The organism is Nocardia sp. NPDC019395 (genome assembly GCF_040632335.1).
GTDB lineage: Bacteria > Actinomycetota > Actinomycetes > Mycobacteriales > Mycobacteriaceae > Nocardia.
The window spans coordinates 1,437,872-1,451,310 of sequence record NZ_JBEYBT010000001.1; the positions used below are offsets into that span (position 1 = coordinate 1,437,872).

Below are 13,439 nucleotides of genomic sequence, written 5' to 3' on the forward strand. Positions count from 1 at the left end.
GAAGTCCTCTTGATCCGCGAGCGTGCTCAGGTTGCCAGCGCGCGCCGGGCATAGGCGCGGACATCCGCGTCGGGATCGTCGACCGCTTCCCTCAGTGCCAGACGAGCCGGTCCGTACTTGTGCCATGTCGTCAGGGTCAGCACTGCCGCCTTACGTACATCCAGGTGACGATCGGTGAGGGTCGCGGCGAGCGCGGGAACCGCGTCCACGGGCTCCGCCGAGGCCAACCCCCGTGCCGCGCCCACCCGGACCTGCCAGGCGGTCTCCCGGAGTGCGGCGATACAGGTTTCGATATCGGCTGCGCCGGCACCGGTGCCGGCGAATGCCGCCAGCGCCGCCGCCCGCACCAGTGGATCGCGGTCGCCAGCCAGTATCCGCACGATATCGGCGCCCCCGTCACCGATCGTGGCCAGGCCCTGCGCGGCCGCGATCCGCACTTCACGGTTGGTGTCGGTGGCCGCGGCCGCAATCGCGTCCCGTTCGTCCAACGAGACCAGCGCCCGCACACCTTCGATACGGACCTGATGGTCCGCGTCGTCGAGTGCCGCTCGATACGCCGCGGCAGATCCCGCGCGCATCGCACGCAGCAGGTCGACAACGACCGCGCGGACCACCGGGTCGGCCGAGCCGAGCCGGTCGGCGAGGCCGTCGGGGGACGGCAGGACCTCCACCAGTTCGCGCAGAGCGGCCGCCGCGGCGGCCCGGACCATTGCTGCCGGATCGTCCAGTGCGCGCACCAGCAGCGGGGCGTATCCGTCGGGGGTGTTCTCGGTCAACGCCGCGATCGCCGCCGCCCGCACCCGCTCGTCGGTATCGGACAGGTAATCCGAGAGATCCACAGCCGTGGGCGCGTCCAGGGCGAGCAGCGCGACGAGCCGCGGCGATGCGGGCGCCGTGGGTTCCGTGATCCGGGGCGTTTGTGTTGCGGCATCCGGGGCGCGGCGGTGCCCGACGAGTCCGGGCTGGGCAACGACCACCGGCTCCTCCTGTGACGGTAGGTCATCCAGTCCGGGCACGGGTACCAGATACGGTGCGACCGGTCGCTTCAGGAACTCCATCTCACCGTCGGCGCGTTTGCGGAGGTTGAGGTGATAGCGCCACTGCCGGTCGTCACGCTCCGGGAGGTCGGCACGTTCGTGGTACAGGCCCCACCGTGATTCGGTGCGGGTCAGGGAACTGCGGGCCGCCATCTCGGCGCAATCGCGAATGAACGACACCTCGGCCGCGCGCATCAGTTCGTGCGGCGTGCGGGCACCCATCTCGGCGAGATCGCCGCGCATCCGTTCGAACGTTTCCACAGCCAGAGAGAGCCTGGCGGCGGTTTTCGGTGGCGCCACATAGTCGTTGACGAACCGGCGCAGCTTGTACTCGACCTGGGGTTGCGGTGGTCCGTCGGGATGGCGCAGCGGCCGGTACACGAGTTCGTGTGCGGCAGCGACCTGATCGCCGGGCAGCTCACCAGGGGCCTCGACCTCGGTACAGCCGGTCGCGGCATGGGCGCCCGCCAGCTCCCCGAACACGAAGGCGCCGATCATGTAGTTGTGCGGGACACACGCCAGGTCACCGGCCGCGTACAGGCCGGGGACAGTGGTCCTGGCATTCTCGTCAACCCACACGCCCGACGCGGAATGGCCCCCACACAAACCGATTTCGGAGATATGCATCTCGATATCGTGGGTGCGGTAATCGTGACCGCGGTTCGCGTGGAAGGTACCGCGGGTGGGGCGTTCGGTGGTGTGCAGGATCCCTTCCAGGGTGCTGAGGGTTTCATCCGGCAGATGCGACACCTTCAGATAAATGGGGCCACGCGCGGAATCGATCTCCCGTTTGACCTCCGACATCATCTGACCCGACCAATAATCCGAATCCACGAACCGCTCCCCCTCGGCATTCACCTGGTATCCGCCGAACGGGTTCGCCACATAGGCGCAGGCAGGGCCGTTGTAATCCTTGATCAGCGGATTGATCTGGAAACATTCGATCCCGCTCAACTCGGCCCCGGCGTGATAAGCCATCGAGTAGCCGTCGCCGGCATTGGTCGGATTCTCGTAGGTGCCGTACAGGTACCCGGAGGCCGGCAGACCGAGCCGCCCGCACGGCCCGGTCGCCAGAATGACGGCTTTCGCACCGACAATGACGAATTCGCCGGTCCGGGTGTTCAACGCGGCCGCACCGACGGCACGCCCCGCCGCGGTCAGCACCCGCACAGGCATCAACCGGTTCTCGATCCGGATCCGTTCCCGGTTCTTGCGCTGCCGCAACACCCGGTACAGCGCCTTCTTCACATCCTTGCCCTCGGGCATCGGCAGCACATACGAACCCGACCGGTGCACGCGGCGCACCGCGTACTCACCGTATTCGTCCTTCTCGAACTTGACGCCGTAACGTTCCAGCCGCTGCACCATCGCGAAACCGCGGGTCGCCGTCTGATACACGGTGCGCTGGTCGACGATTCCGTCGTTGGCGCGGGTTATCTCGGCGACATAATCCTCCGGTTCGGCCTTCCCCGGGATCACCGCATTGTTCACCCCGTCCATCCCCATGGCCAGCGCACCGGAGTGCCGGACATGCGCCTTCTCCAGCAGCAGAACATTCGCGCCCTGTTCGGCGGCGGTCAGCGCGGCCATCGTACCGGCCGTTCCACCGCCGACGACCAGGACATCGCAGTCCAGACGGACGGTATCGGCGAGATCCGGTGCTGCGAAGAGAGCGGGTGCGGTCACGACAGGGCCTCCACGAGTCGGGCGCGGTCGGCCGACCGGTCGGCGGTTTCGCGCGGATTCGGAACATCGATCAGGGCACGCACCGGCCGTCCGGCCCGCCCCAGCACGGCGACCCGGTCGCCCAGCAACAGTGCCTCGTCCACATCGTGGGTGACGAACACGATGGTCGTGGGATGGGTGCCCCAGGTCTCGACGAGCAGGCGCTGCATGGTGGCGCGGGTCTGGGTGTCCAGCGCGCCGAACGGTTCGTCCATCATCACCGCGCGCGGCGCACCCGCCAGCCCGCGGGCCAGCTGGACGCGCTGGCGCATACCGCCGGACAGGCTCTTCGGCAGGAAATCGCCGAAACCGGTGAGCCCGACCTCCTCGATCCAGCGGTCGGCCGCCGCGCGGCGCCCGGCTTTCGGTTCCCCACGCAACCGCAGCGCGAGCTCGATATTGGCGCGGACACTACGCCACGGCAGCAACGCGTTGTCCTGGAAGACGACGGCACGATCCCGGGACGTCGTCGTGACCGGGTCACCGTCGGCGAGCACACGACCGGAATCAGGTGCCAGCAGACCCGCAAGAGCGCGCAGAACAGTCGATTTCCCGCAGCCGGACGGTCCGGTGAGGACCAGGATCTCGCCCGGGCGGACATCCAGCGACAGATCGTCGATCACCGGGTCGCCGGTGTAGGACAGCGAGACACCGTCCAGCCGCAAGCTCATACCGTGCGCACCGGTCTCCGGACGCGGATCCCGGGTGGTGAGGGTGGTGGTCATCGGGCGTTCTCCTCTCCCCTGGGCAGCCAGCGAGTGACCCGGCGACCGAGTAGTTCGATCGCCGCGGAAGTACCGAAACCGAGAACACCGATGGTGATGATCCCGACGAACACACCCGGATAGTCGACGATGGTGTACGCCTGCCAGGTCCGATAACCCACACCCAGCCGGCCCGAGATCATCTCCGCGGAGATCAGGCAGATCCAAGCAACCCCGAGACCGACCGAGAGCCCACCGAAAATCCCCGGCAGCGCACCCGGGAACACCACGCGCACCAGCACATCCCACCGGCTACCACCCAGGGTCCGCACCGAGTCCTCCCACAGAGTGGGCAGGGCGCGGACCGCGTGCCGGGTACTGACCATGATCGGGAAATAGGCGGCGAGACCGGTGATGAACACGATCCCGGCTTCGTCGTCGGGGAACAGCAGGATCGCGATCGGCACCACCGCGATCGCCGGAATCGGGCGGGCGAGTTCGGCGAGCGGGCCGAGAACACCGGCGAATACCCGGGACCGGCCCAGAGCGATCCCGCTGGCCACACCCAGCACGGTCGCGATCGCGAAACCGGTGAGAATACGGATGAGCGATTGCGCGAGATCCAGATAGTAGACGTCCGTGCCCAGTTGGCGGCCGAAGGCAGTCACCACCTCCGTGACCGTGGGCAACGTATCGAACCGCAGCCACAACCGGATATCGGAGGCGGTCAGCAACTGCCAGATCAGCACCGCGCCGACCACCGACACCACCCGCAGTGCCCGGTCCGGCCACACAGACCGGGCCCGATACCGCGGGCGGGCGCGGTCGCTGTGCAGGGCGGCACCGGAATCGGCTGTGGCGGCCACGGTCATAACCGGACCTCCGCGACGGCCCGATCGTAACCGACCGGCTGGGCAGTGGGATGGGCTTGCCGGTGACGACCGGCGGCCGCCGGCGTCGTGAACGCCAGATAGGTGTCGCCGTCACGCAGCCACACGGCCTTGTCGGCGAACCAGCGGGTACCCAGTTCGGAATCGACGATATAGGTGGCACGGATCGATTTACCCTGTGCACGAGCGCCTTTCACCGCACGCAGCAGTCCGGTGGGATCACCGGCCGGCTGGGTGGTGTTCTGACCGTCGAGCCAGAGCTCGGTGCCCGAACCGCTGGTGTGGTTGGCGGTATCGCCGAGCGCCTCGTCGTAGTTCTGGCCACGGGCGGCGAAAGCCGCGCGGATCAGCCGGTCATCGGCGAAAGCATCGGTATCGAGATCGGCGAAATCACCGATGGACTTCAGATAACGCACATCGTCTTTGAAAGCCGCGAGCAGGCTCGGTTTGAGGGTGGTGTCGAAGGACGTGCCACCGGGACCGTTGTAGAGATAGACCACCTCCTGCGGCAGGCCCGAACCCTCGGCCACGATCCGCGACGCCTCCAGCGGTTCACGCCATAGGAATTCCGTGGCGTCCAGCTGCGCCTGCAGGAACGCGTCGACCACTTCCGGGTGCTGCGCCGTGTAGTCCTTCCGGGCGACCACCCCGTGGAAAGTGGGAACATTCAGCTCGGCGCCGTCGTAGAGCAGTTTCGCCTTGTCCTGGAAAACCAGCAGCCCCGGCCACGCCACGAACTGCGACAGCGCGCTCACCTGCCCCGATTCCAGAGCCGACGCCCCCACCTGCGGCTGCTGATTGAGCACCTCCACACCACCGGCCGGGTCGATACCCGCGCGGCTCAGCGCCTGCACCAGCGTGCCGTGCCCGGCCGAGCCGACACTGGCGGAGATCTTCTTACCGGCCAGATCCGGAAGACCGTTCGCGGGCGAATCCGGTGGCACCACCACCATGTTCAGCGCGCCTTTGGGGTTGTAGCCGGTAACCGAGAGGAATTCGGTGCGCGAACGCTCGTTGGCCTGGGTACGCGACCCGTTGATCAGCAGCGGGTAATCGCCCATCGAACCGATATCGATCTTCTCCGCCACCATCTGCGCCGTGATCGGAGCGCCGGTGTCGTAGTCCTGCCATTCGACCTCGTAGGCCGGGCCGCCGTCCTCGGTGAGCTGCGCCAGCCGCTGCTCCAGGTACCCCTGGGCGCGCAGCAGGGTGCCCGCGGTGACGGTGTTGATGGTTTTCGATTGGTAGCCGACGACAACGCGGACAGTGTCGCCGGCGGCGGCGTCTTCCAGTGAGCATCCGGTGAGGGCGAGCACCCCGGCGGCGAGCACAGCGGCAAACCGCTTCAAAGTGGACATAATGGATCTACCTCAGGAGATATGGCATGTTGACGGTGACTGCGCCCGTGGGACACCGGGCCGCGCAGGGGCCGCAGTACCAGCATTCGTCGACATGCATGAAGGCTTTCCCGTTCTCCGGGTTGATCGCCAGTGAGTCGAGCGGGCAGATCTCGACACAGAGCGTGCAGCCTTCGATGCACAGGGATTCGTCGATGGTCACGGGAATATCGGTGCGCTGGTTCGCCAGAGCCATCTACAGGACCTTCCATTCGGGGATACCGCGGGAGAGACTGCCGCGCAGCGTGATCCGGTCGCCGCGCATCCGGATGTATTCGAGGTCGACGGGTGTCCCGTCGTCGAGGCGGGTGAGTCGTTCGAGCATGAGCAAGGGTGCGCCGCCGGGGACGTCGAGGGTGGCGGCGGTATGCCGGTCGGCGGGTATCGACTCCACGGTGAGATCCGCCGAACCCAGCGACTGCCCGCCGAGTTGTTCGAGGAGCACGAAGACATCGGTGTGGGCGAGATCGTGATCGAGGACGCGGGCACCGATATCGGGCGCGAGATAGGTGAGATCCAGGCTCAGCGGCTGATCACCGAGGTAACGCAGGCGTTCCAGATAGACGACCTGCTCGCCGGGCGCGAGCCCGAGCCGCCGCGCCACCACGGGCGGTGCGGTGATCCGTTGCGCGGCCCGCACTTCGTTCCGGACCGTTCCCCGGCCCTCCAGGGTTTCCTGCAGTCCGAGTAGCGCATCGAGGCCGTGATCGAATTTCCGTGCGGCCACCCGGGTCCCGAGCCGGGGCGCGCGGGCGATCAACCCCTCGTCACGTAACAGGGTCAGGGCGTCGCGGATGGTGTTGCGGGAGGTTTCGTGTTCGGTAGCCAGTTCCTGCTCACTGGGCAGGGTGTCGCCGACGGTCCCCGCATGGATCTGGTGGCGAAGGATATCGGCGACCCGCCGGGCCTGGTCGGCACGGACCCGCCGGACCGTGGCCGCGCCGCCCGCCCGCTCGGTGTTCGTCTCGCTGACCTGCATGAACGGTGACGATAGTGGCGTCGCGGGGCGATCCCGGATGGCCGCGGGCGGAGGTATTCCGGCGGTTCCACAATGCGCCGGGTGGATCGTGCGCGCGACCAGCGTGTATGCGGACGGCCGCGGCCATTGCGCCACCCCCGTCGCCGTCACCGGGGTTGAGATCATCTCGATTCGAATGAACGACGACAGCGCCCCCCGACTCCGCGGAGTCGGGGGGCGCTGTCGCAAAGGGCGCGATCCGGCGTGGGGACGGCCGCTCAGTCCGGGAGATTCTCCGCCAGCCGGGCCAGACCGGGCAGGACCTTGTCGCGCCATCCGGGCCCCATCCGCCCGTAGGCGTCACGACTCCGGTGATCGTCCAGGTCGAATCCGGAATGGTCGAGGTGCAGCAGAGTGCCGTCGTCCTGGGGTGTCAGCTGCCAGGCCAGCGTCCAGTTCTCGTTGAAGGTGTAGACGAGCCGCCGCTCGGGTTCGACCTCGATGACCTCACAGGGAATGGAACCCCAGCCGGGCATCTCGAGATGGAACCGGTGCCCGAGAGTCGCGGCGATATCGCCCGGTGCCCACCATCGACCGTGAAGTTCGGGATCGATCAGCGCCCGCCACACCCTCGCCGGTGGTGCGGCGATGTATTGGTCCAGCGAGATGGTCGCGAGGTCGGCGTCGGCGTTGTTCACGGGGTTCTCCTCCACGAGATCGGCAAGGGTGCGCAACCGGCTGTGCCAGAAGCGTTCGAACGGGTGGACCCACGCGCTGACCTCGGCGAGCGGATCAGCCGACAGGTAGTAGTGCCGGTGCCGGCCGACCGCTTCATCGCGCACCAAACCGGCCCGGCGCAGCACCTGGAGATGTTCGGCGACGGCAGGCCGACTCAGGTCGAACAAACCGGCCAGATTCCCGGCCGACCGGGGCCCCTGCGCGAGCACCTCCAGTAATCGCCGGCGCACAGGATTGGACAGTGCGAGAAACACATCGTCCTGAGCCACAGCCGACACATTACGTCGGAAATATCCGACATGTCAACTTTCTCCGACACGTTGAAGCCTAGCCGAGCGAAGGTCGGACAGTGCGTACGGGACCTCGACACCGAACCGGCCCGACTTCGAGGCAACCCGCCACCGGAGAGAGGACCTGTTCCGTTCGCGACATCGTCGGGCTACCCGGCGCCGGGAATTTCATCCAGGAAACTGAACCGGACGCGATCGTGGCAGCCATCGCGAAGCGGTTCCCGGAACCGCGGTCGCCTACGCAATTCCGCATAGACGCCCCTTCCTTGAAGGTTTTTTGTGGTGGTTGTTGATTGGTTGATGTAGCAGGCGAGCGGATAGATTGTTAGATGCGCATATCTATGTATCGACAGATATAACGTGTGGACTAGTACTTTCCTGCAGGAGGCTGCCACCGGGCCGGGGCGCTCCTTTACCCGGCCCGAATCGGCGATCTGCGGAACACACCCCCTCCCCACGCCGGGAACCGGCCCGTTGTCCCGCCCCACTCCCCCACCGAACGCCGAATCCGAAAACAGCGACAAACTTTCACCAGCAGGAACATGCAGAGGCGGCCGAGTACACCAGCCCGCCCTACCTCGCTCTTCCATTGCCGGCATGGCGCCCGCCGACCGACCGGAATGCCGGTCACGTGCACGCCCGTTACCGGCAGGCGACCGTCGCCGGAGTGAACAGGGATCGAGCTGTATTCGCTACTCCGCCGAGTGGAGAGGACCGCCGTGCCGTTCTGTGCCCCACCAGATCGCCGAAAGCTAGTGTAGCCTTCCCTAAGTACCGGTAGGGGTCCCCGGCGGGGCCCCAGGGGAGGCAGAAATCCATGTCACCACGCGTCGAGTGGCCAACACGCGCCGAGAGGCAGGCCGGAGAATCGTTCGCCCCCGCACAACCCGGTACCGATGCGATGACCTCCGTAGAAGGAGCACATGTGGCAGCGATCCAGGTCACCGATCTCGTCAAGAATTACGGTTCGGTGGCGGCCCTCAACGGCATCTCGTTCGAGGTGGCCCGCGGAGAGGTACTGGGCCTACTCGGCCCGAACGGAAGCGGTAAGACCACAACGGTCACACTGCTTTCCACCCTGCAACGACCCACCTCCGGTAGCGCCCGGATCTGCGGTCACGATGTGGTCGCCGAGGCTGCGCGGGTGCGCGAACAGGTCTCGCTCACCGGGCAATACGCGTCTCTGGACGAGGGACTCACCACCGTCGAGAACCTATCCGTTTTCGGTCGACTCACCGGTTTGCGCGGCCGGGGGCTGAGCACCCGAATCGACGAGCTCGTCGACGAATTCGACCTCGCAGCGGTGCGCAACCGACGGGTCGGTGCTCTCTCCGGCGGGATGCAACGCCGGGTCGATATCGCCAGTGCCCTGGTGACTCGGCCCGAGGTGCTGTTTCTCGACGAACCGACAACCGGTTTGGACCCACGCAGCCGCGCCTCGGTGTGGGACACCGTCGCCGGCCTACGGGAGGCAGGGATCACGGTCCTGCTGACCACCCAGTATCTGGAGGAAGCCGACCGGCTCGCCGACCGCATCGTGATGCTCAACCGGGGATCGGTGGTTGCCGTCGGCACGCCGGGCCAGCTGAAAAAGGAGGTCGGCGCGGCGGTTTGCGAAGTGACCCTCGTGGATCGGGCCGATAGTGCCCGGGTCGTCGGACTGCTCGACGGGCTGGAACTCGTCGAATCACCGAGGGACGGCTCGGCCACCGGGGCGCAGGCCCATCCGCGACTGGTGGTCCGGGCGCCGAACGGAATGGCAACGGTGTCCGGCGTTATCGACCGGTTGGGCTCCGCGGGAATCGACGTGGTCGATATCGGCCTACGGCAGCCATCACTGGACGAAGTGTTCCTGCAACTGACAGAGACGAGCTGATGACTGCGGCCACTGTCGAGCCCGCGCCCACCACGAATTCTCCCGGCACGACGCCCCGGAGCTCGGTCGGTCTCGTACCGGCCACCGCTACCCTTGCCCGCCAGAAGATTCTGGCCGCGGTCCGCTCGGGTGATGTCGTCTTCGCCGTCTTCGGGCCGGTTGTTTTCTTTCTGTGTTTCTATACACCGCTGCACCGCCAGTTCGAACTCGGCGGCGGCGACTACGCGCAATTCCTGACCCCGATAATACTTTTGCAAGCCGGGCTCTTCACCGCCATCACCGCGACCGAGGCTGCCGGTCAGGACGCACGAGCCGGCGTACACGAGCGGATGATGTCGCTGCCGATCCCGCGCGTCGCCCCCTTCCTCGGGCGCATGGCCTGGGTTGTCGTGCGGATGGCCCTGGCGCTCGGCGGCGGTCTCGCCATCGGCTACGCGTTGGACTTCCGGCTCCAGGGCACAATCGTGGAAACCCTCGTCTTCGTCGTTCTCGTCATCGTTTTCGGGCTGGCGATGAGCCTGGTCACCGATGCGATCGGCACCGTTGCGCGCAATTCGGTGTCGATCGCGAGCGTTCTCATGATCCCGCAGCTGATTCTGGTGATGGCATCCACCGGCCTGGTCACCGCGCAGGCATTCCCGGAATGGGTACAGCCGTTCGTTCGCAATCAGCCGATGTCGGTTTACGCCGACGCTCTCCGTGCGCTCGCCTCGGGCGCCGATACCGAACTGACCGCGGTGGCGCTCTGGTCGGTGGCGCTACTCGCCATCGGCGGCGCGGCGATCGCCGCCGCAGGCCGAGCGCAGGTGAAACGATGACAGAGACGATGACATACACGGCAACCTGGCCACAACGACAGAGCGTGCCGCTGCTACGGCAATCGATCGTCCAGGCGGGCGCGCTACTGCGTTCCTGGTCGCGCGATCCGGGAATCGTGGTGCAGTCGATAGTTTTTCCCGCGTTCCTGCTGCTGATGTTCCAACTGGTCCTCGGCAAGACCGTGACCTCGATGGGTGGCGGTGACAGCATCTTCGGCAACACCGGTCTCGTGGCACTGGTGGGGGCACTGTTCGGCACTCTGGCGACCGCGATCAGCCTCATCCACGAACGCGATACCGGGCTGCTGGCCCGGATGTGGACACTGCCGGTGCCACGCGTGGGTTTTCTCGCCGGACGGCTGCTTGCCGAAGCGATCCGCACCGGGATCGCCACCCTTGTACTGTTTGCGGTCGCGATCCCACTCGGGTTCCGGTTCGAGCAGGGTATCGCTGCCGGAATCGGCGCGGGGCTGGTGGCGATGGTTTTTGCGGCCGGTATCGCGGTGCCGGTGGTCGCTATGGCCACGGTGGCCTCCGGCCGGCAGGCCATCCAGCAACTCAATGGACTCTTCCTGCTGCTGTTGTTCTTCAACGGTGGGTTCGCACCCGTCAGCGAGTACCCCGGCTGGCTCCAGCCGGTGGTCCGCCATCAGCCGATGACACCGGCGATCGATGCTGTTCGTGGATTGACCGAGGGCGGTCCGGTGGCGGAGCCGCTGGCAATCACTGTGCTCTGGACGATCGGACTGGTCGTCGTGTTCGGGCCGTTGGCGTTCCGCGGCTTCCGGCATGCCGCGGAACGCCGCTGACAACACGCCGGCGCAGATCGCCGCCCCGGCCTCGATCAGGGGTTGAGGCTACCCTCGCCGCCGCCAACACTGCGTTGGTCGAGGCTCAGGCGCGGAAACCGCTGGCGCAGGCGTGGGGTGCCGCGCAGGTATTGCCGGGGACTCCGCGTGATTCGCTGCACGCCGTGGACGTGGTGTTACGTCAGCAGGGCGGGACGGTGCCGGAGGCGATCATCACCGACACCGGCTCCTACAGGGATATCGTGTTCGGGCTGCTGCAGCTGCTCGGCCGCCAGTACCGGCCGCAACTGGCGAACCTGCCCGATCAACGGTTGCGGCGAATCGACCCGGCCGCCGACTACGGCTCCCTGGACAAGGCCGCCCGCGGTCGCATCGATGTCAAGCGGATCGGCCGGCACTGGAGGATATGTGCGGTCGCGGTATCTATTCATACCGGCGCGGTGTCCGCGCACGGATCGAAGACCAGCTCTCCGCGCTCGGGCTGGTGTTGAACTGCGTGGCGCTGTGGAATACCGTCTACTTGGATCGTGCCCTGGCCGAGCTCCGCGCCCAGGACTACCCGCTCGACGATGTGGACGTGGCCCGGTTGTCACCGTTCGTGCGCAGTCAACTCGGAATCGATGGGCATTACAGTTTCCATCTGCCCGATCTCGGCGGAACACACCGTCCACTGCGCGATCCGGGAGCCGCCGACAGCGAGTGAGTTTTCTGCTCAGGACTCGTCGATGACCTCGACACGATGGTCGTCGAGAATATGCCCGTTCTCGTCTTCGATGCGGATGGCCTCGATACGGGACTTCACCGTGGGGTGCACGCCGTTCATGAAGTGCATCTTCAGCTCCGGAGGCTTGCCGTCGACCCAGTACTCGCGGTTCATGTGGGAGATGGCGAGCTGTTTGCGGCTTTGCGCTTCGAGATCCTTCTGGTGCAAACGCTGGGTGTCGGGATCATGGGTTTTCACTTCGTGCCAGGTGCGGCCCTGGTCAGTGACGATATCGACCTCGCTGGCCATCCTGGTGCCGGTGGGGGTGCTCACGTCGACCAACGGGCCGAGATCGTGGATGTTGTCGAGTTTCGCGGCCATCCGGATTTCGCCGTCGTATCCGCGGACGTTGGCTTCGGGGCCGTGCAGAGCGGCATCGTTGATCGCCCGCCGGGTGACGGTTTCACCTCCCGTGGTTCCGGCACGCACCGTCTCGGAGAGGCGCGAGATACTGTCGCGGGTGGCGTCGATTCCTTCCTGCCAGCGGTCAGCACCCTTGCCTGCCAGTTCCGGTGACCTCTCCAGCAGTGAGTTCAGCTGGTGTTGAGTGTTGTCGAGGTCGGCATGCATGGCATCGAGACGACCGCCGGCCGCGCGCAGTTCGGGTTCGGGCACCGGCTGATGTTCGTATCGGTGGATCTCGGCGAGCCGGTCGGCGACATCGACGCCGTCACGGTCGGCGGCGCCGCGCATCTTCTCGAACCACTGGTTTGTGTTGTTGGCCGCGACGCTGTCGATCATTCTTTGTGCCTTCGGGGTTTGAGTGAAGGCTTCGGTGTCGCGTTGAGCGAGGCGGTCCGCGACGTGCGGGGGAAAACCGTTGCGCGTGAACTCGGCCCGCCGCTCGAGCAGGGTCTCACGGTAGGTGTTGGCCATGGGATGCTGCCGATACTCGTGGTAGCGGTCGTGCAGCAATCTTGTAGCTCGGTCGACGGCACGGGGGTCGGCGTTGCTGTTCTCCAGCCGGGTGAGCGCCTGTTTGAGGCCCTTGGGCAGTGAGGTGTTCTGTTCGGCACGTGTCGTGAGCCGGGCCAGTGTGTCGTCGACCGATTCCGGCCTTGTTCGTGGTGACGTCGCGATCTCGCGGAGGATGGGGGCGAGTCCGATGTTGTCTGCCCATTCATCGGTGCGCGCTGCGGCGTCGCGGGTGATCAGCTGTTGAGCGCGTTCCCCGCGCAGATAATCGTCGACTTCGTTTCTGGCGGTGGTTTCGGCCGCGTCCGCGGACTCGCCTCGGTCGCGCAGGGCGTGGGATCTGTTGTTGAGGAACTCTTGCCGCAGGTTCCGCTCCCGTACCTGTACTTGCTGCTGATATCTGTCCAGCACCGCACGCTCGACCCGGGCCGCAGTCCCAGGATCGACCCCGCTCGCCCGCACACTGGTCAGCAACGCCGCCACATTATCGGGAACCCGATCACGTTCACCACCCCGGCC

General features: G+C 66.4%; 13 protein-coding genes and 1 pseudogene. 5 read left to right on the forward strand and 9 right to left on the reverse strand.

Translation table 11 applies throughout. The features are described 5' to 3' along the window. Positions 1–26: 26 nt before the first annotated feature. From ABZ827_RS05940 to ABZ827_RS05975, 8 genes and pseudogenes are all read right to left on the reverse strand, one after another. Positions 27–2,723: a fumarate reductase/succinate dehydrogenase flavoprotein subunit gene (locus ABZ827_RS05940; RefSeq protein WP_357233245.1), complete on the reverse strand. Its 2,697-nt coding sequence runs from the start codon at positions 2,721–2,723 to the stop codon at positions 27–29. Then, on the reverse strand, positions 2,720–3,487 hold the full coding sequence (locus ABZ827_RS05945) for an ABC transporter ATP-binding protein (RefSeq protein ID WP_357233247.1): 768 nt from the start codon (positions 3,485–3,487) through the stop codon (positions 2,720–2,722). Before ABZ827_RS05945 ends, ABZ827_RS05940 begins: the two co-directional genes overlap by 4 nt. Next, positions 3,484–4,338 carry an ABC transporter permease gene (locus tag ABZ827_RS05950; protein ID WP_357233249.1) on the reverse strand — a complete coding sequence of 285 codons (855 nt, stop codon included), beginning with the start codon at positions 4,336–4,338 and terminating at the stop codon, positions 3,484–3,486. The genes ABZ827_RS05945 and ABZ827_RS05950 overlap by 4 nt, the downstream gene beginning before the upstream one ends. Next, positions 4,335–5,714 (reverse strand): ABC transporter substrate-binding protein, encoded by a 1,380-nt coding sequence (locus ABZ827_RS05955; protein WP_357233251.1) that lies wholly within the window; start codon positions 5,712–5,714, stop codon positions 4,335–4,337. The genes ABZ827_RS05950 and ABZ827_RS05955 overlap by 4 nt, the downstream gene beginning before the upstream one ends. 7 nt (positions 5,715–5,721) lie before the next feature. Further along, positions 5,722–5,949: a ferredoxin family protein gene (locus ABZ827_RS05960; protein WP_063057804.1), complete on the reverse strand. Its 228-nt coding sequence runs from the start codon at positions 5,947–5,949 to the stop codon at positions 5,722–5,724. Further along, positions 5,950–6,732, reverse strand: a complete 783-nt coding sequence (locus ABZ827_RS05965; RefSeq protein ID WP_357233253.1) for a GntR family transcriptional regulator — start codon at positions 6,730–6,732, stop codon at positions 5,950–5,952. A gap of 257 nt (positions 6,733–6,989) precedes the next feature. Further along, positions 6,990–7,409 carry an SRPBCC domain-containing protein gene (locus tag ABZ827_RS05970; protein ID WP_357234539.1) on the reverse strand — a complete coding sequence of 140 codons (420 nt, stop codon included), beginning with the start codon at positions 7,407–7,409 and terminating at the stop codon, positions 6,990–6,992. Between the two features lie 6 nt (positions 7,410–7,415). Then, a pseudogene (locus tag ABZ827_RS05975) lies at positions 7,416–7,718 on the reverse strand (metalloregulator ArsR/SmtB family transcription factor); the annotation flags it as partial. A gap of 946 nt (positions 7,719–8,664) precedes the next feature. On the opposite strand from ABZ827_RS05975, the gene ABZ827_RS05980 reads away from it, so the two are divergent. The 5 genes from ABZ827_RS05980 to ABZ827_RS06000 all read left to right on the forward strand — a co-directional run bounded on the left by ABZ827_RS05980 (position 8,665) and on the right by ABZ827_RS06000 (position 11,945). After that, positions 8,665–9,615 (forward strand): ATP-binding cassette domain-containing protein, encoded by a 951-nt coding sequence (locus tag ABZ827_RS05980; protein ID WP_357233255.1) that lies wholly within the window; start codon positions 8,665–8,667, stop codon positions 9,613–9,615. Next, entirely contained in the window at positions 9,615–10,433 is an 819-nt protein-coding gene (locus ABZ827_RS05985; protein ID WP_357233257.1) for an ABC transporter permease, read from the forward strand. The genes ABZ827_RS05980 and ABZ827_RS05985 overlap by 1 nt, the downstream gene beginning before the upstream one ends. Beyond that, positions 10,430–11,242, forward strand: a complete 813-nt coding sequence (locus ABZ827_RS05990) for an ABC transporter permease (RefSeq protein ID WP_357233259.1) — start codon at positions 10,430–10,432, stop codon at positions 11,240–11,242. Before ABZ827_RS05985 ends, ABZ827_RS05990 begins: the two co-directional genes overlap by 4 nt. A 74-nt stretch (positions 11,243–11,316) precedes the next feature. Continuing rightward, positions 11,317–11,733, forward strand: a complete 417-nt coding sequence (locus ABZ827_RS05995; RefSeq protein ID WP_357233261.1) for a Tn3 family transposase — start codon at positions 11,317–11,319, stop codon at positions 11,731–11,733. Next, on the forward strand, positions 11,649–11,945 hold the full coding sequence (locus tag ABZ827_RS06000; protein ID WP_357233263.1) for a Tn3 family transposase: 297 nt from the start codon (positions 11,649–11,651) through the stop codon (positions 11,943–11,945). The genes ABZ827_RS05995 and ABZ827_RS06000 overlap by 85 nt, the downstream gene beginning before the upstream one ends. Positions 11,946–11,954: 9 nt before the next feature. Here ABZ827_RS06000 and ABZ827_RS06005 read toward each other — a convergent pair whose 3' ends face one another. Continuing rightward, positions 11,955–13,394, reverse strand: coding sequence for a hypothetical protein (locus tag ABZ827_RS06005; protein WP_357233264.1), 1,440 nt, complete (start codon positions 13,392–13,394; stop codon positions 11,955–11,957). Between the last annotated feature and the right edge of the window lie 45 nt (positions 13,395–13,439).